Origin of the sequence: Devosia sp. Root635 (assembly GCF_001427605.1) — a bacterium.
Lineage (GTDB): Bacteria > Pseudomonadota > Alphaproteobacteria > Rhizobiales > Devosiaceae > Devosia.
The window spans coordinates 51,946-75,888 of record NZ_LMGZ01000002.1 but is presented as its reverse complement, the minus strand read 5'-3'; the positions used below and the strand labels follow the sequence as shown (position 1 = coordinate 75,888).

The window sequence follows — 23,943 nt, the reverse complement described above, 5'->3', positions numbered from 1 at the left end:
TCTCAACTTGTAAACGTAGCCATTTACGACTGCCTTACTATGTGCATATTTAAGGCAGGGTAGTTGAGGAAAATATAGAATGGCGACCACACCAGGCTCACTTTTGGTCAACGGGGCACACGGTTGGCACACCGGCAACCAAGTTTTAACCTATTCATTCGCCGGCTCGACGCTGCCCAACTACTACCCTCAAATTGATCAGGACAGTAGCGGCACGAACGACCACTACGATATGTCCAGCCTGGAGTCCGACTTCGATGTAAACCTGCCGCTGGGCACCTCGAATTTCTCACTTACCGCTCAGGAACGCGCGCTGGCGCAACTGGCGATTGCCGCGTGGAACGACGTTGCCAATATCAACCTCGTTGCCGGCTCGGTCGATTCGGGAGGCGCTACGCCGGGCAGTGCAATAACCGGCAATGGCACTCTCGTTGGCGGGCTCGGCGGGCCGGCCGGGTTTGGCGAGCAGACCATGCCGCGCAATGACGATGGCTCGACTCAGGTCGATTTATCTTCCGTATTCGAAAATGGACTTAACTTCTTCGGGGTGAACGGCTCGTCCGTTTACGTCAACACCAACGGCAATATTTCGTTTTCCGGCCCCGTCGGCACCTACACGCCCTCACAGATCACGGGGGGGTCGACGCCGATTATCGCACCATTCTGGGCCGATGTTGACACACGTTTGCCATCCACCGGATCGCAGAGCGCCCCGATCTACGTCGATCTCGATACGGTCCGTGATGTTGTCACCTTCACCTGGAACGACGTTGGCTATTACAATCACCACGGCGAAAGCCTCAATTCGTTTCAGTTGCAGCTATTCGATCGGGGCGGCGGCGATTTCGACATCGTGTTCCGCTATGAAGATATCAACTGGACGACAGGTACGGCTAGCGGTGGCAGCCCGAGCGGCCTTGGCGGGAACGTAGCGCATGCCGGCTATTCGGCCGGCAACAGCAATGATTATTTCGAGCTCCCCGCTTCGGGCAACCAGGGCGCCGTGCTGGCGCTTGAGGACACTGTCGGCAATACGGGTCAACAGGGCCTTTGGGTGTTCGAGGTCAGAAATGGCACTGTCGCTGCCGGCGATATTGTCTTCGGCGGCGCGGACTTCGTTGACTACCCGGGCCTTTATGGTTTCGTGTCCAATTTCCCCGGCACACTTGGCCAGGCCTCCGACCACGGTGACGTGTGGATCAACCATGGCCTCGCCGACCAGGCTTCCGCTTCATACGGCAATACCGGCTGGCAAACCTATCTTCATGAGCTGGGTCATGGGCTGGGCCTGCATCATCCGAACGAGGATCCCAACAACACTGCCGGCGATGCGACCAACAACAATCAGTTTACGGTTATGTCCTACGTCGCCCATCCCGGCGTAGCGGGGCAACCTGCACAGGCCCAGGCCTGGCCGGTGACGCCGATGCTTTATGACATAATTGCGCTGCAGCAGCTCTACGGCGCCAATCTGACCACTCGAACTGGTAACACCAACTATTTTGGCACCGGTGGAGAGTATCAGCTGGCTGACAATGGTCTGCTCGCCGGCACGAACTATACGGCTATCGCCACGATCTATGATGCTGGCGGGATAGACCTGATCGACGCGTCGGCCCAGACCCAGGCCGTGTCCATCGATCTTCGCCCTGGAACATTCTCCAAGATCGGCTCGGTTGCCAACAATATTGCCATGGCCAATGTCGTGCTGGTCAACAATATTGCCATCAACATGATCGAGAACGCTACGGGCGGCTCGGGCGCCGACCTGTTGCGTGGCAACAATGTCGCCAACGTCCTCAACGGCGGCGCGGGCGCCGACACGATGCGCGGTGGATTGGGTGCGGATACGTATTTCGTCGACCTCGCCGGTGACAGCGTGATCGAGGAAGAAGGCGAGGGTAGCGACCGTATCATCGCGTCGACCACATACACCCTGTCGGCGCTCACCGAAATTGAGCTGATTCAGACCATCAATCAGGCCGCCACCAATATCATCAACTTCGTCGGCAATGCCTTTGCCCAAACCCTGGTGGGCAACGCGGCGGCCAATATCCTCAACGGCCATGGCGGCTTCGACATCCTGCGTGGCCTTGCCGGCAACGACACCTATTATGTCGACAGCTATGGCGACCAGATTCAGGAAGTCGCAGGACAGGGAACGTTGGATCGCGTGCTGGCATCCGCCACGTTCACTCTCGCTGCCGATGACGACATCGAATATCTTGCGACAACTAACGAAGCAGGCACGACGACGATCAACCTCGTGGGCAACGGTCTGAACCAGATTCTCGTTGGTAATGCCGGCTCCAACATCCTCAATGGGGGTGGGGGCATCGACGACCTGCGAGGCCTGGGCGGCAATGACTTCTACTATGTCGACAGCGCCTACGACACCATTCAGGAGGGGATCGGTCAGGGCACGCTCGACCGTGTGCTGGCATCGACCAGCTACACGCTCGCCGCCGACGACCACGTCGAATACCTGGCGACCACCAACGAGGCGTCCACCGTCTCCATGACGCTGTCAGGCAATAGCATGGCCCAGACTATCGTCGGCAATGCGGGCAACAACGTGCTCAATGGCGGCCTACGGAACGATATCCTGCGCGGCCTTGGGGGGGCGGACACCTTCATCTTCAACACCGCCCTCGCCGGCAACGTCGACACTATCGACGATTTCAGCCACAACGATGATACCATCCAGCTGGAAAACGCCATCTTCACCGCGATAACAGGCCTCGGCGTGCTCTCGGCCGCGCAGTTCGTCGCCAACGCGGCGGGCCAGGCGACGACTGGCAACCACCACATCATCTATGAAACCGATACCGGCAACCTCTACTACGACAGCAACGGCAACGCCGCCGGCGGCTCCGTGCTTTTCGCCCATCTCGATGCCGGCCTCGTCGTCAATAACTCCGATTTCTATATCGTTTGATGCCCAATCCGTGTCCTCGGCGTAGCAACCGCCGGGGACAGAACCGAAAGGCGCGATGGTGGGTCGGTACGCCATGCGCGCGAAGAAGGGAGCCAGATGTTGGTCGGCCCGTCGGCGATGCGGCGGTTCTAACATCGGTGCGACTTCGATCTTAGAATCGACCTGCGATAGTGAGTTGTCAAAATGGTCAAAGTGCAACGCAGTCACCGACGCGCCCCATAATGACCACTATTATAGACGAACTCGGCGATCGGACCGTGACCTACGGTACCGCTCGGCCTCGGGCGCTTCCTGCGCCAACGGTTTCCGTGATTGCGAAAATCACAGGAGCCTTTGCGTGGTACCGACATGGAAAAAGGCACACATTTCCTGATTGGGCGATCGGGGTCGCCATGCTTACCTCGAGTGCAAGCGGGCACTTCCGCGGCGCAACTGCGTCCATGCTGCATGGCATCCACCGTCGGCCGATCCCAGCTTGCCTTCGGTATATTGACCTACCTGGTCATTCATGAGACGTGCACTTGGAATTCAAATGAAGGCTGATACGGTGTTTGAAAAGCTGAGAATGCAATTGCTGGCGCTGTCGCGCCCGTGGAAGCGATTGGCTTTGGTCTGCTTTGATATCACTGCGCTATCGGTCGTCCTGTGGGCAAGCTACGGCCTTAGATTTGACCGCTGGAACCTGCCGAACACTGTAGATCAGTTATGGATTATTCTGTCGGCTCCCCTGGTCGCCATTCCCGTCTTCATCCCGATGGGGCTTTACCGCTCAGTTGTTCGATACCTGCCCGAGCGAGCCATCTGGACGATGCTCAAGGCGGTAACCATTGCCACCATCTTCTGGGTTTTGATCGCATTTCTGACGACGATGGCCGGCCGGGGCATTGTGCCGCGCTCCGTGCCGATCATGTACTGGGCGCTGGCTTCCTTCGTTATCATCGGCAGTCGCTTCACTGCCAAATGGCTATTCTGGCCAGTATCCCGAAAGTCGTTGATGCAAAGACCTGCTGTCGTGATTTACGGCGCGGGAGAAGCCGGGTCGCAGTTGGCGCATTCCCTGCGCGGAAGCCATTTCATCGTTGGTTTTCTGGATGATTTGCAGCTTTTGCAAGGGCGAGAGGTCGGCGGCATTCGCATCTACAATCCGTCGCATCTGCCCACCCTGATCCGCGATTTCGGCGTGAAGCAGGTCATCCTGTCGATACCGTCTCTATCCAGTTCCCGGCGCAAGGAGATCGTGGCCAATCTGAGTGGCTTTGGGATCAAGGTGCAGTCGCTTCCCGCCATGACCGATCTAGTGACCGGACGCTATATGGTCAGTCATATTCGTGAGATCGAGATCGACGAGCTTCTTGGTCGATCTTCGGTGCCGCCAGACCTCGACCTGATCCGCGGCATGATCGTCGGACGAACGATCATGGTAACCGGCGCAGGCGGTTCCATAGGCTCAGAACTCTGCCGCAAGATCGCGCAGTGGCGCCCGCAGCGCCTTGTGCTTTTCGAGGCTAACGAATTCGCACTATATCAGATCGACAAGGAGCTTTCGGCGGCGGGCGACGTTTCGATCGTCCCAGTGTTGGGATCGGTGACCAATGCGGACCGACTGCGGCAGACGATACGGGATCACGGCATCGAAGTGCTGTTCCATGCTGCCGCGCACAAACATGTTCCACTGGTCGAAGCAAATGTGCTGGAGGGCATCAGCAACAACGTATTTGGCACAGCGACAGTCGCCGATGCCGCCAGTGAGCTCGGCGTGCGCGATTTCGTGCTAATTTCAACCGACAAAGCTGTCCGTCCCACCAATATCATGGGCGCTACAAAGCGCTGGGCCGAGTTGGTGGTGCAGGAGAAGTCCATGCAGGCCAAGGCCAATGGATCGGGCCAGCGGTTTTGTGCGGTACGGTTCGGCAATGTATTGGGATCAAATGGCTCGGTCGTCCCGCTGTTCAAGGAACAGATTGCCCATGGCGGTCCGGTGACCCTCACCGACCCTGGAATGACCCGATATTTCATGTCGATTGCCGAGGCGGCAGAACTGATAGTTCAAGCGGGAGCCCTGTCGGAAGGAGGGGACGTCTTCCTGCTGGATATGGGTGAGCCTGTGCTGATTTCAGATTTGGCAGAGAATATGGTTCGTCTGGCAGGTCTGACGGTGAAGTCTGAACGCGAGCCCGACGGCGATATCGAGATCGTCGCGATCGGCAAGCGTCCAGGCGAAAAAATGTATGAAGAATTGTTCTACGATGAAGCCAGCGCCGTGCAGACGCGGCATCCAAAAATCCTGAAGGCAACGGCAATAGCACGTCAAACAGGGTCTCTGGCGAGGCGAATGGAGGCATTGGCAGCTGCAATCCGGGCGGGTGACGAGCAGGCGGCGCGACACTTGCTGTTCGAACTGGTCCTGGAGTCCGATACCAAATCAGAACTTCCAAAGGCACTCGAGAACGTCGGGAGCGTTTGACGTGGTGATAGTTATTACGGGCGCCAGCGGCCATATGGGCCGGCAGGTCGTGTCGATGTTGGCCAGCCAGAACGTGGAACTGCTTTTGGTCGGGTCGGACCCGACAGCCCTTAAACGAATTTATCCTCACATCAATTGCTGCCACTACGGGGATCTTGCTTTGGGCAGCAACGGCTATATTGCGTTGATCCACCTGGACGATCCGTCCAAGGCAGGCGCCGCCGACACAGCCGAATTCGAGCGTCTCAACAGCAGCATTGCGCGCGTTATCAAAGTGACCTCAATTGACGCGCTGGGCCGCGACGACCCCTTGCTCATTGCCGCGAGCATGCGGTCGGCCGCAGCGGACCTGTCGGGCAAGGCGCTGGATGTAATCAACGTCTATCTGCCAAAAGTTGAGGCGCCAGCAGGTAAAGCGAGCCTTTTTCGACAGATAGTATCCGCGTTTCGGCCGGTCGTCGGCGTTGACCTGGTTTGCCGTACGCTGCTCGATGTTGCAGCGCACGGCGGACCCCCACGGTTGATTGTCAGCGAGGGACAGACCGGCAACTGGGTATTTCGAGGGGCCAAACGTGCCGTCGATCTGGCCTTTGCCCTAACCGTCGTTCTGCTGCTGTGGTGGCTTTTGATCCTAGTATGGATTGGCGTGAAGCTGCAGTCACCTGGCCCCGGGTTATTCACTCAGGTTCGCGTTGGACGCGATGGCGAATTATTTAAGTGCTACAAGTTCAGGACCATGAAGCTTGGTACGGCCGAGGCAGCGACGCATGAGGTCCGCGCAACAGCTGTGACCAGCCTCGGACGATTGCTTCGTGCAACCAAGCTCGATGAGCTTCCTCAGATTATCAACATCATTCTCAACCAAGTGAGCCTCGTCGGTCCGCGTCCTTGCCTTCCTATCCAAGTCGATCTAATTGACGCACGTCGCGCTAATGGGTCCCTCAAACTCAAGCCTGGAATTACCGGTCTTGGTCAGGTCAACCGGATCGACATGAGCAACCCTGCCCGCTTGGCTGGGTACGACATATGCTACGGTCAGTTGCAATCACTGTTGCTCGACCTCAGGATCATCGTGGATACCGCGCTGGGACGAGGCCGTGGGGACAATGTGGGCTAGCTAGGCTGCCCGGTCAGACGCTTGAAATAACCTTCCAGGCGCGCAATCAGGTTGCCGCGGTCAAATTCGCGAGCGGCATATGCTTTGCCTTGCTCTCCCATTGCTTTGCGGTCGTTTTCAGACAAGTCGGCCATCGCCGTCACCGCGCGCGCCAAGCCGTCGCTGTCGCCCGGGGAAACGGCAAGTCCTGCACCAGAACGGGTAACAATTTCTGCGGTTTCGCCGCCTACCATGCACAGGATTGGGATGCCGGACTGCAGATAGGACTGAACCTTGCTCGGAATGGTCATGGCAAAGATGGGCTTATCCTGCAGCGATACCAGCAGGGCATCGGCATGGCGATAGAACGACGTCATGCGTTCAGGTGGAAACCGTCCGGCCAACGTCACCTGGCCACCCAGGTCCAATCTGGCAACTTCGGCTTCCACAAAATCGAACATTCTCCCATCGCCCACGATGATCCAGCGAATGTCCGGTCGGTTCTGCTTGACGATGGCGGCAGCGCGCAACACCGCTGGGAGGTCCTGGGCCACCCCGACATTGCCGGCGAACATGATGGTGAAGGTATCGGGGCGGAGGGCGATCTCGGGCGCCCGATCTACAGCCGCACCGCTTGGAGGGTCTGCCCAGCCCGGAAAATACACAACGGATTCCGGCTTATCGGTGCGTCCCTGCACTAACGGCACGAAGCTGCGCGATTGGGCGAGCACCAGGTCACAATTTTTGTAGATAAAGCTCATCATCTCGCCGATCAGCCAGACCGGGAGACCACCCTTGGTTATGCCTATGGCATCGAGCGTCTCCGGCCACAGATCCTGTATCCAAAGCACAAGGCGGGTGCGCTTAAGGTATTTGAGCAACACTGCCGGAACGCCCACCGTACCAGGCGATACCTGGAAGACGAAAATCGCATCGACCCGCACCTTCCGGAGCTTCCAGGGGCCAAACAGGCATGCCGACGCCGCGAAGCAGGCATAGTTGAGCGCCAACCGCAGACTACCCCGCCCCCTTGCAAGCATAGGAATTCGAACGATTTCGACACCATTGAGGAAGGCATAGTGCGCCGGATCCTTCCTGAAATCCTCCAGGACCTCGCCAGATGGATAGTTCGGCTTGCCGGTGAGCACTGTGACGCGGTGACCTCGACGCACCAGCTCCTCGGCCAGATCGTTGATCTTGAAGTTTTCCGGCCAGAAGTACTGAGAGACAATGAGAATATGCATCGGCTAGTCCAGCATCTTGCGCCAGACGACCTGATTCACATAGTTGGTGTAGCTATGGATAATCCGCACCACCTTTTCGGACACGTTGTCGGCTGCATAGTCCGCCACCATGGAGATGCCGCGATCTGATCCCCTTGGCTGTGACTCCAATATGGCCAGACACTGCAGGACTCGATCGACTTGCAGGCCCGACATCAAAATCGCCCCCTCTTCCTGCCCCTCGGGGCGCTCGTGTGCCTCACGCAAGGTGAGGGCAGGGAAATTGAGGATCGAAGATTCCTCAGTGATCGTTCCGCTGTCTGACAGAACGGCGCGTGCGGACTTCTGCAACTTGAGATAGTCCAGGAAGCCGAAGGGGCGCATCGGGCGCACCAGCGGGTGGAAGGTCACGCCCGCCCGCTCCAACCTTTTCTGTGTCCGTGGATGGGTGGATATGATCACTGGAATGCCGAAGCGCTCGGCAATCGCGTTGATGACATTGACGAGTTTGGGAAAGTTAATGTCAGAATCGACGTTTTCTTCCCGATGTGCGCTGACCAGGAAGTAGCCGTATTCAGTCAGTCCCGCTTCCTTCAAGGCGTTGGATGACTCAATCCCGTCGGCATAGAAATTGATCACCTCGCGCATCGGGCTGCCGGTCTTGATGACCTGGTCGGGAGGTCTGCCTTCGCGCAGCAGGTAGTCCCGCGCAATAGTGGAATACGTCAGGTTGATATCCGAGATGTGATCAACGATACGGCGGTTGATTTCCTCAGGAACGCGCAAGTCAAAGCTACGATTCCCCGCTTCCATATGAAAAATAGGAATTTTGCGTCTCTTGGCAGGAATGGCCGAGATGGCACTGTTGGTGTCTCCAAGAATCAATATGGCTTCGGGTTTCTCCGACTCGAACACCTTGTCACTTTCGATGATCACCTTGCCCATGGTCTCGGCAGCGGTGGCGCCGGCGGCATTCAGGAAATGGTCTGGCCGCCGCACACCGAGTTCATTGAAGAAAATCTCGTTCAGCTCGTAGTCATAGTTCTGCCCCGTATGAACGAGTACGTGGTCGCAATGTTCGTCCAATTTGGCGATGACGCGCGTCAGGCGGATGATCTCGGGTCTGGTCCCAACAATCGTCATCACCTTCATCTTGCTGGTGAAGAGCAATGTCAGTCCTCCAGCTCTGCGACAACGCCGTCGCGAGCCTGCTGGATGTAAGTAAGCTTTTCGAGCAACTCGACCATACCGTCCGTATCGAGCCGATCAGTATTGTCCGAATTGTAGTCTGCGCTGGTGGAAATTTGCGGCTCACCCACTTCAACGAATTTGGCATAGTTCAGATCGCGCAGGTCCGGGGGAACGCGGAAATAGTTGCCGAGATCCTGCACCGAGACCATCTCTTCCCGACTCAGCAACGTCTCATACAGCTTTTCGCCGTGGCGGGTGCCGATGATCCGGACCGGATGGTCGGGGCGATCCATGATTCTGAGCAGGGCCTTTATAAGCACCTCGATCGTGGCTGCGGGTGCCTTCTGCACGAAGATGTCGCCGTTGGCACCATGCTTGAATGCATAGAGAACAAGATCCACCGCGTCGGGCAGCGACATCATGAAGCGGGTCATATTCGGATCGGTGACGGTCAGGGGTACATTTCGGCGGATCATATCCACGAATAGCGGGATGACCGACCCTCTGGATGCCATGACATTGCCGTAGCGCGTCCCGCAGATGACGGTCGATGTCCCGTCCAGGTTGCGCGACTTGGCAACCATGACTTTTTCCATGAGCGCCTTGGAGATGCCCATGGCATTAATGGGATAGACGGCCTTGTCGGTCGACAGACACACCACCCGCCTTACACCATTGTCGATTGCGGACTGCAGCACATTCTCGGTGCCCATGACGTTGGTCTTGACTGCTTCCATGGGATGGAATTCACAAGACGGCACCTGCTTGAGCGCGGCTGCATGAAAGACGTAATCGACGCCCCTCATGGCAGAACCAACACTGCCGATATCGCGCACGTCGCCGAGATAGAATTTCAGTTTGTCGCTGTTGAATTTCTTCCGCAGATCATCCTGCTTCTTTTCGTCCCGGCTAAATACGCGAATCTCGCGGATTCCGGTGGTCAGGAACCGCTTGAGCACGGCATTCCCGAACGAGCCTGTACCCCCGGTTATCAGGAGGCAACTTCCCTCGATCATTGGCTCAATCTCCGATTGCTGATGCGGCCAGTAAAGGCGCAAGGTGTCCTTCAGGCCTCGCAGGCCAACTTGTCTTCGTGCATGTAACGGATCAGTGTCGGCCAGTCGGGAGCCCTATATCCGGTGCTTTGGGCAAATCGCTCTGAATTAAGTGAACGATCGATCTCAACGGCGTCGGAAGGAACGATGTCTATCGCCTTGTCATAGACATCTGCCACCAGTTGCAACAAAGAATATTTGTCCACCGGCGCCGCGGACACATGGTAAGTCCCGTGCAAGCCGGGATTTGGCAACACATGGTCCCGGACAATACGGGCCAGTTCGATTGTTGGCACACCCGAAAAGATTGCCTTTCGGTAGCCGTTGGCCGTCCCTTGCTGAGACAGGAACCAGTCCACAAGACTACGCGCGCCGCTCAACTCATGCCCGATAATGGACGTCCGCAAGGTTATGGCATGAGGGTAATCCACCTCGCCGAGCAGCTTGCTTCTTCCATAGAGATCGCCAGCGTCCGGAATATCCAATTCCCGGTAGTTTCCTTTATTGCCGCTGAAGACGCAGTCCGTGCTGATGTGAACCAGCCGAGCGCCGACCAGGCCCGTTAGGCGAGCTAGTCGATGTGGCAGGACCGAGTTCAGCGGCAAGGCGACGAGAGGATCATCCGCAGCAGACAACTGCTTGACCACACCAACGCAGTTAATCACTATATCCGGCTGCGTAGACGCCAGCACTTCCACCAGCGAATCCACGTTCTCCGCATCGACACCGCCAACCAGGCGGGCGGCGGCGGCTCCGGGAATTGGGCGGGGTTGAAGTGCGCGCGTAGAACCGTAGGTGAGGTAACCATCCGACTGCGCAAACAGGCGCAACATGGCGTTGCCCAGCATTCCGGTGGCACCGATTACCAATACGGTCGTTTGTCCCGATGTCATGATAACTCCTTACCTGTTGGCTAGCGCATAGAGCGTATCGTGTCGACGACGCGATTCACGGCGTCTGCGCTCAGATGGGAGCTGGATGGAAGGCAGACCCCGCGTTCGAACAGATCTGCTGAAACCGAATGGTTTCCGTGGTCAAACGACGGGGCGTCGGCGAATACTGGCTGGAGATGCATCGGCTTCCAGACTCGCCGCGCCTCCACAAATTCCTCGGAAAGGCGCTCGATCAAACGCTGGGCAGTGACGCTTTTCGCAGCATCCTGGCGAATTGCCACGACGCTGAGCCAATGGGTGGAATAGCTCCATTCCGGCTCGGGCATCCATTCCAGCCATTCTACGTCGGACAACGCGTCCTTGTAGCCTTGAAATACCGCCCGCCTTGCCTGGACTCGCTCGTCCAGCACACGCAGTTGTCCGCGACCAACACCGGCCAGGATGTTGCTCATGCGGTAATTGTAGCCAATCGTGGAGTGCTGGTAGTGTGGCGCGGGATCCCGCGCTTGCGTGGCAAGAAAGCGTGCGGCGCTTGCCATTTCTGCATTGGGCGCCAGCAGCATGCCCCCCCCGGACGTCGTGATTATCTTGTTCCCGTTGAACGAATAGATGCCGAATTGCCCCAGGGTGCCGGAGGCCTTGCCCTTATATCGTGCCCCCAGCGACTCGGCGGCATCTTCCACGACGGGCACGCCATAGCGACCGCAGATTTCCAGGATTGGATCCATATCGGCGCTCTGACCATAGAGGCTGACGACGATAACTGCTTTCGGCAGACGACTTTCGGCCTTAGCCCATTCAAACGCTCGTTCGAGCGCGTCAGGCGACATATTCCAACTCTCGGGTTCGGAGTCGATCAGAACCGGCTGCGCGCCCTGATAGACAACGGGATTGACGCTGGCGGCAAAGGTCAGCGTCGAGCAAAAGACCGTGTCACCAGGGCCAACATCGAGGAGCCGAAGTGCAAGGTGAATTGCCGCCGTGCCCGAAGAAAGCGCGACAGCGTGTTCCACGCCGACGAGCTCGGCAGTTTCTCGTTCAAACGCGTCGACATTGGGTCCCAAGGGGGCAATCCAGTTGGTCCGAAAGGCCTCCATGACGAATTCGAGTTCGGTGTCGCCCATATGCGGGGTTGAAAGCAGCACCTGCTCGTCGATGTCGGAACGATTGAGGAGAGCTGTCACGCGGCCGGCATCGTCGACTACGGGAAGCTGATTGACCTGGCGCTCTCGCATAAGCGAAAGTGCTTGGCGGCGCGTGTAGCCCTCTTCAATAACGGTGGACTTCTGTTCCGGCAGCTCTACCAGGAGCCGGTCGAGCTGGTTGTGCTCAAGAAGGAGCCGCCGCAAGTCACCGTCTGTAACAGTTCGCTCGAGGCGTCCGTGTTCGCCGACGAGCAAGAGGATGCCTGTGCCGAGCTCATTCAGCCGCGTCAGGGCGTCGCGCAACGTATTTTGCCGCGTGATCTGCAGATCTTTGATGATCATCTATCTTCTCACTTCGCGGGCCGGATTTCCGACATAGGTTGCCCTCGCCGGAACATCGCGCAAGACGACTGCGCCCGCACCTATTATGGCATTGTCGCCAATTGTCACGCCCGGCAGCACGGTCGCATTCGCGCCCACCAATACGCCATTTCCCAGCTTTGCCGCCCCGCCAAGAACGGCGGCAGGGGCAACATGACACCCGGCACCTATCCGGCATTCGTGATCGACCACCGCGCCGTGGTTGACGATCGTGAACGCGCCTATGCTGGCCTGGGGCCCGACAATGGCGCGAGTGGCTAGGAAGCACCCGCCCCCCACTCGTGCCGATAGCGCGACGGAGGCGCACGGGTGGACAATACTATGAGCCTCTCCCCCGCCGGACTGAAGGCGTTCCCCCCACCGCAGGCGCACGGCATTGTTGCCTATGCAGATGTGGAATCGACCGTTCGGGATGTCGTTCTCTTCGAACGCCCGTACCGTCAAACCCAGCCTATGCTCGTCTGTTTTTCGAGGATCCTGGTCGAAAAGGACTAGCTCAGATAGTTGCCGACCATCTGCGATCCAAGCTTCGATCACGACCAGACTGTGCCCACCGGCCCCGATCAATGCTACGCTGTGGTCAATATGCATTTGACTTCATTAATTGATCTGGATCGGGAGGTGCGAGCAATACTTTCAATATTCTCTCGGCGGCTCTGCCATCTCCATACACGTTTTCTGCCGGTTGCCGTCCGATTTTCAGAGCGCGCCTAATCGCCGCTCGGATTGATTCAGGGGTAAACGACGCATCGACGACGTTGTGGTTACGCTGACGCAGGTTCTGCCTGAGGCCCAGGTTGACGACAGGGGTACTGAAAGTAGCCGCCTCGATGATACCACTGCTGGAGTTGCCGATCATCAGGTCGGCTGCTTTCATCGTGGAAACAAAACTCCCGCGTTTCATGTGCGCCCGCAGGATTATCTTGTCCTGGCTCGCCGCACGCTCAAGTACGGTGTTGACGATATCTCCGCCTGCATCGGAATTCGCTCGCAGGGCCACCACCTGCAGGTCGGTCTCGGCGAGGGCGTTCAGTGCCATTTGCGCCTGCACTCCGGCTAGATGGGCCTCTTGCACAACGGGGTGCAGTACAAAAAGCGCGACAGGTCTATTCGGATCGAAACCGAGTTCTCTGGCCAGGCTGCGTCTGTCATCGGTGGCCAGATCGACCAGGCCGTCAAGCCCTGGGGCGCCCACGACATGAATGTCGGATGCGCGTTCGCCCATTTTACGCAGGCGGTCCGCGCTCTCCTCGGAGGCAACGAGATGCATATGGCTCATTTTGGAGATGGCGTGACGGACTGGTTCGTCCACCGTCCCACTTCGCTCGCCACCGTGAATATGCGCGATGTGTATGTTCAGGTGCAGCGCTGCAATAGCCCCTGCGAGCATCTCGCCGCGATCGCCAAGCAGCAGCACGATGTCAGGGCGAAGCTCTTCAAACGAACCCACAAAATGCTCAATCATCTGGCCCACGTTGCGAGCCATGAGCGCACCGCTTGGTGCGCCTTGTTCTATCGGGACAATCAGGGGTTGCGGCAGGCCGTCTCCGCCGATTTCACCGAGTGTGTCCCCATGGAGGTGCGACAGGTGCATTGCGGTCGCCAAAATCGAAAGGTCTAGAAGGTCGCTCTGCGCAATCAGTTGAAGGGTCGAGCGCATGAGACCGAAGTCGGCGCGCGTGCCGGTGATGTAGCAAATCCTGCGACGGCTCATACGAGGTCGTTCTGGGTAAGGGTCTCGCCCGCGGCAATATCGCGGGCAGCCGTCCGGCCGAGTGTCGCCGCAAGTTCGGAGGGTGGAATGCCACTACCTGGCCGCAGAAGCGCAACCGCTTCCCTCGTGATGGGATGACCCGCCGGAATGGGGCTTATCGCGGTTACGCTTTTGCGGACCAATGCGCGCACCGGGAGCTCTGAATCGGTGGGGGCCTTGACCGGGCTGCCCATGGCCACCTCGATGTCCCGTATCTGCCGTACCAAGTCAGCCAGTTCCCGCGGGTCCAGCGAGGCACCGTGGTCAGGGCCGGGCAACAACTTGTCGAGCGTAAAGTGCTTCTCTATGACAGTGGCGCCCAGGGCGACCGCACCGGTCGCGACTGCCAATCCCAATGTATGATCTGAATAGCCGACCGGCAGGCCCGTCATATCGGCAATCGATTGCATGGCTCGAAGGTTGACGTCGGCGGGAAGCGTTGGATAGTTCGAGGTACAATGCAGCACCGTCAATATGTCTGACAACGGCTCCACAAAGCCATTTTTCGCACGTGCCTCGGCAATTGTATCGACCGCGCGAACCACTTCATCCATAGTTGCCATGCCGGTAGAAACGATGACCGGGAGGTTCTTTGCCGCGATATGTTCGAGAAACGGTAGATTCGTAATCTCGCCGGACGGCACCTTGATCCTTCGGATACCCAAGCTCACGAGAAAATCGAGCGCGTCCTCATCAAAGCCAGTAGACATGAACTCGATGCCGAGCTCGGTGCAGCGCAGCAGAATTGCGTGGTGCAGTTCATGGCTCATCTCCAAAGCCGATAGCATTTGGAACTGATCGCCATCACCAGTCGATCTCTTCTGGTAATCGGCCTTCTCGGCTCCGCGCCGAGTAAGTTTTTCGGCAGAAAAGGTCTGGAACTTGACCGCGTCAGCGCCGCTCGCGGCGGCGGCATCGACCAGCGCCAACGCCAGATCCTCCTGGCCGTTGTGATTTACGCCCGCCTCAGCAATGACAAATGTGCTCATGTTCACCAAACCGTCAGGCCGCCGTCGACCGCTATGTTTTGCCCCGTTACGTAAGACGAAGCATCCGACAATAAAAACACCAGCGCTCCGGACATCTCGGTCGCCTGAGCCATCCTGCCCATGGGCACCCTCGCGCTGTACCGGTCAACAAATGTGCTGTTTTGGCCGCTGAACACGCCGCCCGGCGTCAGCGCATTCACACGCACGTTCCGGTGCCCCCAGTACGAGGAAAGATAACGGGTCAGGCCCCAGAGGCCGGCTTTGGAGGCAGAGTAAACAGCAGGTGTGTTTATGGCTCGTCCTTCGTATTCGGACCCTTCATAAATCCGCTGATCGGGCGCGACGATACCATAGATCGAAAGTGTGTTGACAATCGACCCATCACCCCGCTCCGCCATCGCCGCACCGAAAATCTGCGAGCAGATCATTGCCCCGGTCAGATTGACGCCCATTACCTCGTTCCAATCCGCCAGTGGAAAAGTCTCGAAGGGCTCAAAAAAATTGGCACTTTTGGCAGCCGCGTTGTTTACGAGCCCATGCACCGGCCCGAACGCCTGGCCAATGGCAAGCGAAACTGCCCGCACCGCATCGCCGTCGGTGATGTCGACGGCGAAAGGCAACGCCCTTCCCTTATCCGCGCCAGCCTCGGCGGCCTGGGTAGCCTTTGCCAGATCATGATCTATGACGGCCACATTGGCGCCCGCGGCGACCATCGCCGCCGTCATGCGCTGACCCAGGATTCCACCTCCGCCGGTGATGACCACTGTCCGACCGGTCAACGAGAATGCCGGGACTTCAACCATTGTCGCGGAACTCCATTAGTCGTTCGACAAAAAAGAAATCCAGTTCGGAATCAATATCGATCGACCGCTCGCGCGGCATTTCATACATCTTGATCCGATTATTCCAAATTCCACGGGCGAGCGCCGACGGCCGCCAGACGTAGATGGAGGCGTTCATGGAATAAACCTTGGGGGCGCCCTGCCGCCCGAAGATTTCAATGCCAGGAGGTTTGACCAGGCCCACAGTGCCATCGGGCCGCCTCTCTACCATGTTGAAATATGGGCTTTTTTCAGACTCGAACGCGGTGATGACGATGTCGGTTTCACTGTCATACAATGCCAGACAATTGGTGATGTCTTCCGTCGTGCGCAGAGGAGACGTCGGGTCGAGATCAACAATGCAAGACACCGCCACACCGCTCTCCTCGATTTTCGCCACCAGATGCTGGATGACCGGTACTTTTGGTGCAGTGCTGGTGGCGAGTTCGGCAGGTCGGAGATAGGGAACGTGAGCGCCTGCCTGCCGGGCAACCTCGGCGATGGCCTCGGAATCGGTCGAGACATAGACCGCATCGATCTGGCCGCAATCGAGCGCCTGCGCAATCGTGTGCGCAATCAGCGGCCTGCCGGCCAACAGACGAATGTTCTTGCCTGGGACGCCGGTGGAGCCCCCGCGGGCGCAGATGGTCGCAATCGTGGTCAAGGCCGACTCCCCATTTCGTGGGCCGCAATGGCAAGCTCGGAACTCAACAGGCCGTCCTCGAGTGTAGGCAGCAGAGGGCGCTCACCGTACAACGCGCTGCCCAGGAAACTGCGGATCGCATCGATATAGGTCTGACGCACATCGAACGATTGGCCGCCTTCGGCCAGAAGGGTGGCGCCCGCCTGGTCCTGCAACTCCAGCCGTTGCAAGGGCAGGTCCCATATCAGCGTACCGCGATCCCCTACCAGTTCGTACCGCCGGATTGGCCGGCGGGCAACGTAGTCGAGGCTGATCGTGACGAGCGTGCCAGGCGCGGCCCGGCCGACGATGCACGCGACACTGTCGCTCTCGATGTCCAGGCTCGATATCTGTGCGGTTGCACTCGACACGATCTCGCAGGCGCCGATCAGGCTGCGAACCGCATCCAATTCGTGGCTGAGGTCGAAAATCACACCACCGCCAAGCTCGGACGATGCACTGTAGCTTGCGCGATGATCCTGCGATGGCCGCCAGTCCGGCAACCACTGACCAGCGGTAAAGGAGGCCCGCGCCAGCGTACCGAGTACGCCATTCGCCACCGTTTCCCGCGCCAGCGCAAGCGACGGCAGCATGCGCAGATTGAAGCCGGTAACATGGGGAACACCGGGCTGATCCGCCAATGCACGACGTAGTTCGGCTACCTGCGCATGGCTGGTGACGACCGGTTTTTCAACATAGCAGGCAATCCGAGCGTCGATCAGCGCGGGCAACACCTGCATATGCAGGGATGATGGCGTAGCGATGACGGCAATGTCGGGCGAAGTGGCAAGCGCAGCGTCCAGCGTATCGACAATGACTGACCGATCCGGAAAGGTCAGCCTTGGGGCCCCGGCCCGCCGCAACAGGACCAGTTCGGCATCCGGGCGGATTTCGAGCAGATTGCGAATGTGACGCTGCCCTATCGCACCGGTGCCGATCACAAGGACGCGCATCTTATTTCCATCGAATATCGCGAAGGGAACATCAACCCGCTGCTATATCGGCCTGCGTTCAACATAGGGATTGATACATTTTTTCGTCTCGCCCAGCGCGAACTTCTTTATCGCATCGCACGATGGTAAACTATCGCCTCCTAGGGAATCGACGGCATCGAATTTATACTGCACGAACCGGTACCGGTCGATTTCAATCATGTCGTCCTGGACGTGGCAAAGCTTGATAAAATAGTAGGCATAGTCTCGCGCATTGGCGCGCATGTCCTCGCTGAGTGACAGCGTACCGGCTTGCACCTTGTTCAGCAGATCGACCAACTCTGCATCGCTGGCGACCTCGAACAGGACGCCCTTGTTTACCAACTCGTTCTTTCCGGTCTGAATCACCGGAATATCGCGCAATACCAGTTCCGTTCCCATCGAGGTACCGAAAATGAGCGCGGCATCGGTGACGGGGAACAAATCGTAACTCGAGGTGCTGGCGTCGGATTCGATGATCTTAAGGTTGGCGATACGCCGGTCCGCTTCCGAGAAAAATGATGAGAATGTCTCACGGGAATTGTTACCCTCCCGATGGCGCTCTGCCGGGTGGCAGCGAACGACAAACCGAAGGCGTGGGAATTGCTTTGCGGCAAACACTACCTTGCCGGCAAATTCCCTCAGCGAGCGCGTATAGGCCGAGGCGGCGAACATGGTGCCGTCCCAGGGAATGTTGGGAAATATGCTGATCAGGCCATCAAAGCCTTCCCGCAGCCCCGCCGCAAATTCGGCGGCGCTGTTCTGTTGCGTCTCGTAATAAGAAACGACATCGACGCCGGAACCTGGCTTGGCCTTGGCCGCGAAATAGCTGTCGAGAAAGGCTTGGTCGACGTCATAAGGCGCCATGTACTCCCGTACGTCGGCAATGGATTCCTCGATCGCTTCCGCCAGGTAGGACTGATTTCGGCCGAAAATCGGATTGCCGCCGATGTATCCCCTGCCCCACACCCCGACCTGTACGCCTTCCAGGATCAGCATGTCCATGGCCGCACCCCAGGTGGAGTAGATCCCATGCGACATGAAAGCGTGCGTTATCTGCTTGGCTTGTACCAGCGACTCTACGGCCATTGCTGTCTTGAGGGCAGTCTCAAGGAAGTGCCTCAGCAGTTCAACATTTTCCGGAACGTTGACCGTCTCCTGACGCAGGTAGCGCATGACGCTGCTGTTGGCGTGCCTGCCCAGAGGAATGCCGCGATACTGACTTTCCATCAGTTCATCATAGGTTCTGGCGCCACCTATCTCTTTCAGTGTGTGGGCCACGCGGCGGGAGTCCAGAAGATCGGAATAATAGCAGGGCTCGACACCGAACGTCCGGCAGAATTGGTGCTGTTCATAGACGGAGAGCGCGTTGGCCACCGGCCACGATTTGCCGACCGTGGCATTGTCTGAATAGCGAAGCACGCCGCCGTCAAGAAGCGCGAATACCTGGTGGCCATCCAGCTTAAGCGCTGCGCCAATCACCCCCTCCACCAGGTTAGACGTCGATGTGACCCGAAGAGGCAGCAAAAGGACGCGCTTGCCGCTACCGGAAACCGACTTCGCCCCCAGCTTGTCGGCGCCAGGCAGGCGACGAAACCGATCATACGGATTTGGCCATTTGCGGTATCGGACGGGGGCCATGGCTGCGCCGGCAAGGCGCCAGGCCAGTCTACGAATTGCGGACAAGTTCACCCCCGACGACGTCGTTGATACGTTTCCGCCACTGGCCCGTTCGTTCAATCAGCCCGGCAGAGACAGCCTCCTCGCTGCCGGTAATTGTCTCAAGCGCCGCCCGGACCTGTTGCCAATCGACGGCATTGATATCGAAGAACAGTTCGCCGAAGCCCAGGTCGTGCCAGATGCCTTCGGCCTTGGTACCATGGTAGCCAAAGACAATCGTCGGCACACCTACAGTGGATGCAAAAATTGACGAGTGAAGACGAGTTGCCACGAAGAACCGCATCCGTCTGTAGGTCTCGCGCAATGCCCGCGCATCGTAATCGCCTTCCACCAACTCCAGCGGGACTCCGTGTCGTTCGCGGCAGAACGAAGCGACCTCGCTCGAAAGCTCCATATCCACGGAACCGTCAACGGCAGCCGACAAAACCTGGGGGAAAATGTAAAAACGGGCACCTGGGTAGCGCTCCGCCAGAAAGGCAATGGTCTGCCCGAGAATTTCGATATAGGCCTGCCGGGCCTGCGGCGTCTTGAAACGGTGGTTGACTATGGTCAGACCGATACACGGCGCCCCATCATCGGTGTCGACGATCGGGACAAATCCTTCCGAAGTAAGAGCGAAGGCCAGGTCCGGGCAGTCATCAAGCTTGTCGACGTAACTGGCGGGCTCAAGATAGTCGAGGTACCGCAGGCAGCGCCGTTCACGCAGATAGATCTTGTCGATGCTGGGCAGGAACCACTTGAACAGGTGCTTTGACAACACTGTATTAAAGGGCCCGAGCGACTGTCCGAGGATGATCGTACGGAGGCCCAGTGACTTGGCAACCCAGAAAGGTATGAGCAACTTAAACAGCGAAATATCGCCTCGAATGCCGCCTTCATTATAGATGAAGGAGCCGCCCTTGCTGATGAAAACGTCGGCGTCGTCGAGTGCCCTGAGCGCCTGCCCAACGTCGCCGAACGCCCATTTAGGGTTGAGACTATGGAGCAGGTAGCCCTGCGCCAGTAGATAGCAGTTCTTGACTACGGAAAATATCTTGGCGATCGGGGATCTCAAGGTCTTGCCGAACAGGTAAAGTTTGTCCTCGGGCAACAGGGCCGGCACCATTTCGGCACCAGAAGCCCGATAGTCCTCGTGATGATGGATGAATTCCTGATCACGCGAGGAAAACGTCGACATGCCACGAATGCGGACACCCGGCGATTGTTTCTTGATCGTCTCTATCGTGGCGATAACGATGCCTGCATCACCCTTGTTCTTAGTGGTGTAGCAGTGGCCGAGAATTACGCTGGTCATCCGGGTTGTCCGTGGCGGATCTGCGGCAACCTGCGCAGAAGAATGAATACGTGCAGTACGATCAAAGTGACCAATGAAATATAGGCCGCCGCTATGGCTCCGACTGTTCCCCACATTGCGACAAGACCGTAGTTCAGCGCAGCGCACAGAACAGTCCCGAATGTGTAAGCCAGGACACTCAGCTTCTGGTCTTCGTAGAGATAGGAAAGGTGCGCAAGCGCACTGAGCAAAAACAACGCAAGCGGCAAGAAGGACATCATCCTCAGGATATCAACGCTCTCATTGTATTGGGCCCCGAACACTAGCGGAACAAGCCCGCTCAATGCCGCTATCGCTATTCCCCCGACGATGCAGGAGCCCGTACCGACCAGAAAGCCGAAGCGGATGATGCGGTAGGTTTCATCCGCCCGCTTAGCTTGCCGGGCCTGTACGAGCCGGGGGTAAAACAAGGTGATAAGACTGCCGCCTAGGATGGTGTATGCGATCATGATGCCCTGGGAGGCAAGGCTGTAATGGCCGACAGTCTCATAACTCAGGTGGGCGGAGATGGCTAGGCGGTCCAGCAACGTCAGCGCATCATAGAACAATGCCGTCGGTATCATCAGTACACCGGTAGTGATGGCTCGCCAGTCGAAGCGACCAGGTCGGGCGGAAAGTATCTGAAGGAAGGGCGGATCGCGGGCGATCTGATAACTAATCGTCAGAATTTGGGCAAGGACGAGGACAATCAGGATCGTGCGCAGACTGAAAGGGGCCTGCAGGATCGCAAGCGCGACGAGCAGCAGTGCTAGCCCGGCAACCTTCGCCGCCGTCGCTAGCCAGATGCCGAAGACGTTTCGTCCGATGGATTGGTAGAAGCGCGCGAGCTCAATATTGAGTAGCGACAGCATGGCCAGCGCACCGAGAAACAGGTAGTCGATGGTATCGACGAGCGGAAGAAACGGCAGAGCAAGATTGGTTCCTGCGGCGACCAGCACCACTACAGCGCCGCAGATCAATACGAAGGGCAAATATAGAGCAAGTATGCCCAATGCCTCCCGGTAGGAGACAAGAGGGTAGCGATTGCGATAGAAAAAGAACGTGTTAATTCCGGCGAACTTGGTAAACGTGGCCACCACACCGGACAGCACGGCATACTGCCCGAATGTCGCCACCTCGGTATTGCGGGTAAGCAGGATCAGCACGGCCAAGCTTGCAATAGTCTGGATGCCAGCCGAGGCCTGGGAGGTGATAACCGCCCTGAACAGGGCAAGATGATTGGCCATTGCGGTCGGACTTTCTGCGCCTTGAATCGGCGCAGGCAATAACATGCGGGGCGAAACATGACTATCGCTGCACGGTCGGCCAAGCGTGGAGGAGCCCGGCCCCGTATCGCAATCAACATTTCGAACTGTGTAGCGGGCGGCGGACTGCAGATCGGCACGTGGTTCATGGACAAACTAATGCGCCGGAGCCAATCCCTTCCGTTCCAGCTGAGTTATATCCTCAACAGCCGGCACCTGGATGAGCTCGAACCCTCCATGCGCCAGGTGCCGGAAAAAGACGTGCTGGTGGTCGGCGCATCTCCAATGCGATCACTGAAGGCACGGCGCAAAATCGGCAAGTTCCTCGAGGCGGCCGACTATGACTGCGTGCTCAGCCTTTTCGGTCCATCAGGCATTTCCCACCCCCGTCAGATTAGCGGTGTCGCGAATGCCTTCATCACCTCGCCGAACCGCGAGGTAATGAAGGCTATATTTGGGCGTAGCTGGCCTATCCAATATCTTCGCTACCTTACCTATGGAAGGATGCTGTCGGCCAGCAGTCGCCTGATTTTTGAAACTGCCGGCGAACGTGACAACTACGCGGCGCGCTGGCATTACCCAATCGCGCAAACCCACATCATCGGTAACAGCGTCAATGACGTGTTTTCCTCGGCGGATCCGGATATGACGCATACCTTGTCGTCGCGGGACGGGCCGCGAATATTGTTCGTTACCGGCACGCAGCCGCACAAAAACAATCACATGATCCCTGGCTACGTCGCCGCGCTGAAGCGTGCTGGGCTCGATGAATTCAGCTTTGCCTTGACGCTCGATCGCGAGGCGGCGGCGTGGCACCCTGAGTTGGGGCCGCACGCCAGCCACGTCGAGTTTCTTGGCGTTCTTTCTCCCGACGCCCTGCTACGGGAGTATCAAAGGAGTCATGTCGTCGTGCAACCATCGTCGTTCGAGACCTACTCAGCGGTCTATAACGAGACCAGGTTCATTCCACGCACGCTTTTGGCCTCGGACCGGCCTTTCGCTAGAGGGCTCTGCAGCGACTTTGCCCTTTTCTTTGAACCGCTGGACACTGAAGCCTTCGCGCGAACGCTGCTGTCGGCAATGACAAATCTGGAAAAATCGGCACGGGCGGCCTGGGACGCTCGAAAGGACGTCCTGCTGCCGGAAGAAAAATTTCAGATGATTCTCGATGTGATCGAGGAATCCATCTAATAGATGGAGGCAGCCATCGTAGTTCGGCCGCCAATGACTGAGGTGCCTTGTGCAAGACTATAGCCAACGTGATAATCCAGAGGGAAATGTAGCGGCCAATCCGACCGTCCGGGGTGGCTTTGGCCTTATGGATCTGGCGGTTATTGCCGCCGAATCCTGGCTGATACTTATCCTTCTGCCGATATTGGTCGGCGTCGCTTTTTTCGTCAGCACGCTGGACCAGCAGGCAGACTCCCTTGCGATAGCGACTTCGCCGTTCAACTCGACAATATCGCAGACGGCACTGGGCGAGATCGTCGATGATGTGCTGGGGCCCAGCGACACGAGACAAGTCCGCCGATCAGGCGGCAATGTCACCATCGTTAGCCTGGATCGGGACGTGGCCCACATCGCAGCGGAGGTACGCGCCACTATGGTCGCGCTGAGCGAAATCCCAGCGTATTCCGAAGCGCAGATTGCCGAAACGAACCAGCTTTTGGAAGAGACCGCCGGGCGGCTGGAAGCCCTCGAAGTCCTGTTTCAGAAATTGGAAGGGTTGGAGCTTGGGGGTGGCCCGACCGGCGCCGATCAGGCCTTCTCGACTGGCGCAGAATTCGTTAGCGCGTTCTTGGCGCTCGATAGCCGTATTTCCGAGCTCAAGAGCACCCAGAGATCGCTGCGGAAGGCACTCGATCTGCGACTGGTGACGACGCCCGACGTGGACATCGTCATTCAGTCTCCCCCGAAGCAGGACGCCAGTACACCAATCCTCATGGCTATTGCCACCGCCCTGCTCGTGTTCGGCTTGCTTGTCGCAAGAGCGATGTGGCGCTCTGCCTCGACGGACCCCCTGAAGGCGATAAAGCTAAACCGCATTCGCAGGGCGTTTTTCGTTTTTGGGCGGCGCTGACCGA

The 23,943-nt window shown here is 58.0% G+C and carries 19 protein-coding genes; 5 read left to right on the top strand and 14 right to left on the bottom strand.

Features of this window, described 5'->3' with window-relative positions:
* The first annotated feature begins 79 nt into the window (after positions 1 to 79).
* The 3 genes from ASD80_RS02320 (at position 80) to ASD80_RS19235 (ending at position 6,519) form a co-directional block, all read left to right on the top strand.
* Positions 80 to 2,938 carry a nidogen-like domain-containing protein gene (locus tag ASD80_RS02320; RefSeq protein WP_082554998.1) on the top strand — a complete coding sequence of 953 codons (2,859 nt, stop codon included), beginning with the start codon at positions 80 to 82 and terminating at the stop codon, positions 2,936 to 2,938.
* A gap of 574 nt (positions 2,939 to 3,512) precedes the next feature.
* The gene (locus tag ASD80_RS02315) at positions 3,513 to 5,402 is read left to right on the top strand and encodes a polysaccharide biosynthesis protein (RefSeq protein ID WP_413813357.1); all 1,890 of its coding nucleotides are present in this window, start codon (positions 3,513 to 3,515) and stop codon (positions 5,400 to 5,402) included.
* 1 nt (position 5,403) lies between these two features.
* The gene (locus tag ASD80_RS19235; RefSeq protein WP_320410336.1) at positions 5,404 to 6,519 is read left to right on the top strand and encodes a sugar transferase; all 1,116 of its coding nucleotides are present in this window, start codon (positions 5,404 to 5,406) and stop codon (positions 6,517 to 6,519) included.
* Here ASD80_RS19235 and ASD80_RS02305 read toward each other — a convergent pair.
* The 14 genes from ASD80_RS02305 to ASD80_RS02245 are packed head-to-tail and all read right to left on the bottom strand — an operon-like array spanning position 6,516 to position 21,841.
* Positions 6,516 to 7,742, bottom strand: coding sequence for a glycosyltransferase family 4 protein (locus ASD80_RS02305; protein WP_056228399.1), 1,227 nt, complete (start codon positions 7,740 to 7,742; stop codon positions 6,516 to 6,518). The two genes, ASD80_RS19235 and ASD80_RS02305, sit on opposite strands and share 4 nt — an antisense overlap.
* A 3-nt stretch (positions 7,743 to 7,745) precedes the next feature.
* Positions 7,746 to 8,873 (bottom strand): non-hydrolyzing UDP-N-acetylglucosamine 2-epimerase, encoded by a 1,128-nt coding sequence (gene wecB, locus ASD80_RS02300; protein WP_056228592.1) that lies wholly within the window; start codon positions 8,871 to 8,873, stop codon positions 7,746 to 7,748.
* 20 nt (positions 8,874 to 8,893) lie between these two features.
* Positions 8,894 to 9,928, bottom strand: a complete 1,035-nt coding sequence (locus ASD80_RS02295; RefSeq protein ID WP_056228396.1) for a polysaccharide biosynthesis protein — start codon at positions 9,926 to 9,928, stop codon at positions 8,894 to 8,896.
* Positions 9,929 to 9,978: 50 nt separating this feature from the next.
* Entirely contained in the window at positions 9,979 to 10,860 is an 882-nt protein-coding gene (locus ASD80_RS02290) for a dTDP-4-dehydrorhamnose reductase family protein (protein ID WP_056228393.1), read from the bottom strand.
* A 20-nt stretch (positions 10,861 to 10,880) separates the two neighbouring features.
* Positions 10,881 to 12,347 carry an aminotransferase class I/II-fold pyridoxal phosphate-dependent enzyme gene (locus ASD80_RS02285; RefSeq protein WP_056228391.1) on the bottom strand — a complete coding sequence of 489 codons (1,467 nt, stop codon included), beginning with the start codon at positions 12,345 to 12,347 and terminating at the stop codon, positions 10,881 to 10,883.
* Positions 12,348 to 12,977 carry an acetyltransferase gene (locus tag ASD80_RS19275; RefSeq protein WP_082554997.1) on the bottom strand — a complete coding sequence of 210 codons (630 nt, stop codon included), beginning with the start codon at positions 12,975 to 12,977 and terminating at the stop codon, positions 12,348 to 12,350.
* Positions 12,967 to 14,100 carry a UDP-N-acetylglucosamine 2-epimerase gene (gene neuC / locus ASD80_RS02280; RefSeq protein WP_056228387.1) on the bottom strand — a complete coding sequence of 378 codons (1,134 nt, stop codon included), beginning with the start codon at positions 14,098 to 14,100 and terminating at the stop codon, positions 12,967 to 12,969. Before neuC ends, ASD80_RS19275 begins: the two co-directional genes overlap by 11 nt.
* Entirely contained in the window at positions 14,097 to 15,128 is a 1,032-nt protein-coding gene (gene neuB, locus ASD80_RS02275) for an N-acetylneuraminate synthase (protein WP_056228384.1), read from the bottom strand. Before neuB ends, neuC begins: the two co-directional genes overlap by 4 nt.
* Before the next feature lie 2 nt (positions 15,129 to 15,130).
* Positions 15,131 to 15,931: an SDR family oxidoreductase gene (locus ASD80_RS02270; protein ID WP_056228382.1), complete on the bottom strand. Its 801-nt coding sequence runs from the start codon at positions 15,929 to 15,931 to the stop codon at positions 15,131 to 15,133.
* On the bottom strand, positions 15,924 to 16,613 hold the full coding sequence (locus tag ASD80_RS02265; protein ID WP_056228380.1) for a cytidylyltransferase domain-containing protein: 690 nt from the start codon (positions 16,611 to 16,613) through the stop codon (positions 15,924 to 15,926). The genes ASD80_RS02270 and ASD80_RS02265 overlap by 8 nt, the downstream gene beginning before the upstream one ends.
* Positions 16,610 to 17,584: a Gfo/Idh/MocA family protein gene (locus ASD80_RS02260; protein ID WP_056228378.1), complete on the bottom strand. Its 975-nt coding sequence runs from the start codon at positions 17,582 to 17,584 to the stop codon at positions 16,610 to 16,612. The genes ASD80_RS02265 and ASD80_RS02260 overlap by 4 nt, the downstream gene beginning before the upstream one ends.
* A 42-nt stretch (positions 17,585 to 17,626) precedes the next feature.
* Complete coding sequence (locus tag ASD80_RS02255) at positions 17,627 to 19,288, bottom strand: hypothetical protein (protein WP_156460292.1); 1,662 nt, start codon at positions 19,286 to 19,288, stop codon at positions 17,627 to 17,629.
* A complete protein-coding gene (locus ASD80_RS02250; RefSeq protein ID WP_056228373.1) occupies positions 19,272 to 20,576 on the bottom strand; it encodes a polysaccharide pyruvyl transferase family protein in 1,305 nt (434 codons plus the stop codon). The genes ASD80_RS02255 and ASD80_RS02250 overlap by 17 nt, the downstream gene beginning before the upstream one ends.
* A complete protein-coding gene (locus ASD80_RS02245) occupies positions 20,573 to 21,841 on the bottom strand; it encodes a lipopolysaccharide biosynthesis protein (protein ID WP_056228370.1) in 1,269 nt (422 codons plus the stop codon). The genes ASD80_RS02250 and ASD80_RS02245 overlap by 4 nt, the downstream gene beginning before the upstream one ends.
* 57 nt (positions 21,842 to 21,898) lie before the next feature.
* Between ASD80_RS02245 and ASD80_RS02240 the strand changes: the two genes are divergently transcribed.
* Both ASD80_RS02240 and ASD80_RS02235 read left to right on the top strand, forming a co-directional pair.
* Positions 21,899 to 23,050: a hypothetical protein gene (locus ASD80_RS02240; RefSeq protein ID WP_056228367.1), complete on the top strand. Its 1,152-nt coding sequence runs from the start codon at positions 21,899 to 21,901 to the stop codon at positions 23,048 to 23,050.
* 127 nt (positions 23,051 to 23,177) lie between these two features.
* Complete coding sequence (locus tag ASD80_RS02235) at positions 23,178 to 23,939, top strand: hypothetical protein (protein WP_056228364.1); 762 nt, start codon at positions 23,178 to 23,180, stop codon at positions 23,937 to 23,939.
* The last annotated feature ends 4 nt before the right edge of the window (positions 23,940 to 23,943 follow it).

Coding starts and splice junctions, on each gene's coding strand:
- neuC (WP_056228387.1), bottom strand. CDS start 14,100: ATGAGCCGTCGCAGGATTTGCTACATCACCGGCACGCGCGCCGACTTC.
- ASD80_RS02235 (WP_056228364.1), top strand. CDS start 23,178: ATGGATCTGGCGGTTATTGCCGCCGAATCCTGGCTGATACTTATCCTT.
- ASD80_RS02240 (WP_056228367.1), top strand. CDS start 21,899: ATGACTATCGCTGCACGGTCGGCCAAGCGTGGAGGAGCCCGGCCCCGT.
- ASD80_RS02295 (WP_056228396.1), bottom strand. CDS start 9,928: ATGATCGAGGGAAGTTGCCTCCTGATAACCGGGGGTACAGGCTCGTTC.
- wecB (WP_056228592.1), bottom strand. CDS start 8,873: ATGAAGGTGATGACGATTGTTGGGACCAGACCCGAGATCATCCGCCTG.
- ASD80_RS02270 (WP_056228382.1), bottom strand. CDS start 15,931: ATGGTTGAAGTCCCGGCATTCTCGTTGACCGGTCGGACAGTGGTCATC.
- ASD80_RS02320 (WP_082554998.1), top strand. CDS start 80: ATGGCGACCACACCAGGCTCACTTTTGGTCAACGGGGCACACGGTTGG.
- ASD80_RS02285 (WP_056228391.1), bottom strand. CDS start 12,347: ATGATCATCAAAGATCTGCAGATCACGCGGCAAAATACGTTGCGCGAC.
- neuB (WP_056228384.1), bottom strand. CDS start 15,128: ATGAGCACATTTGTCATTGCTGAGGCGGGCGTAAATCACAACGGCCAG.
- ASD80_RS02305 (WP_056228399.1), bottom strand. CDS start 7,742: ATGCATATTCTCATTGTCTCTCAGTACTTCTGGCCGGAAAACTTCAAG.
- ASD80_RS02250 (WP_056228373.1), bottom strand. CDS start 20,576: ATGACCAGCGTAATTCTCGGCCACTGCTACACCACTAAGAACAAGGGT.
- ASD80_RS02245 (WP_056228370.1), bottom strand. CDS start 21,841: ATGGCCAATCATCTTGCCCTGTTCAGGGCGGTTATCACCTCCCAGGCC.
- ASD80_RS02260 (WP_056228378.1), bottom strand. CDS start 17,584: ATGCGCGTCCTTGTGATCGGCACCGGTGCGATAGGGCAGCGTCACATT.
- ASD80_RS02290 (WP_056228393.1), bottom strand. CDS start 10,860: ATGACATCGGGACAAACGACCGTATTGGTAATCGGTGCCACCGGAATG.
- ASD80_RS19275 (WP_082554997.1), bottom strand. CDS start 12,977: ATGCATATTGACCACAGCGTAGCATTGATCGGGGCCGGTGGGCACAGT.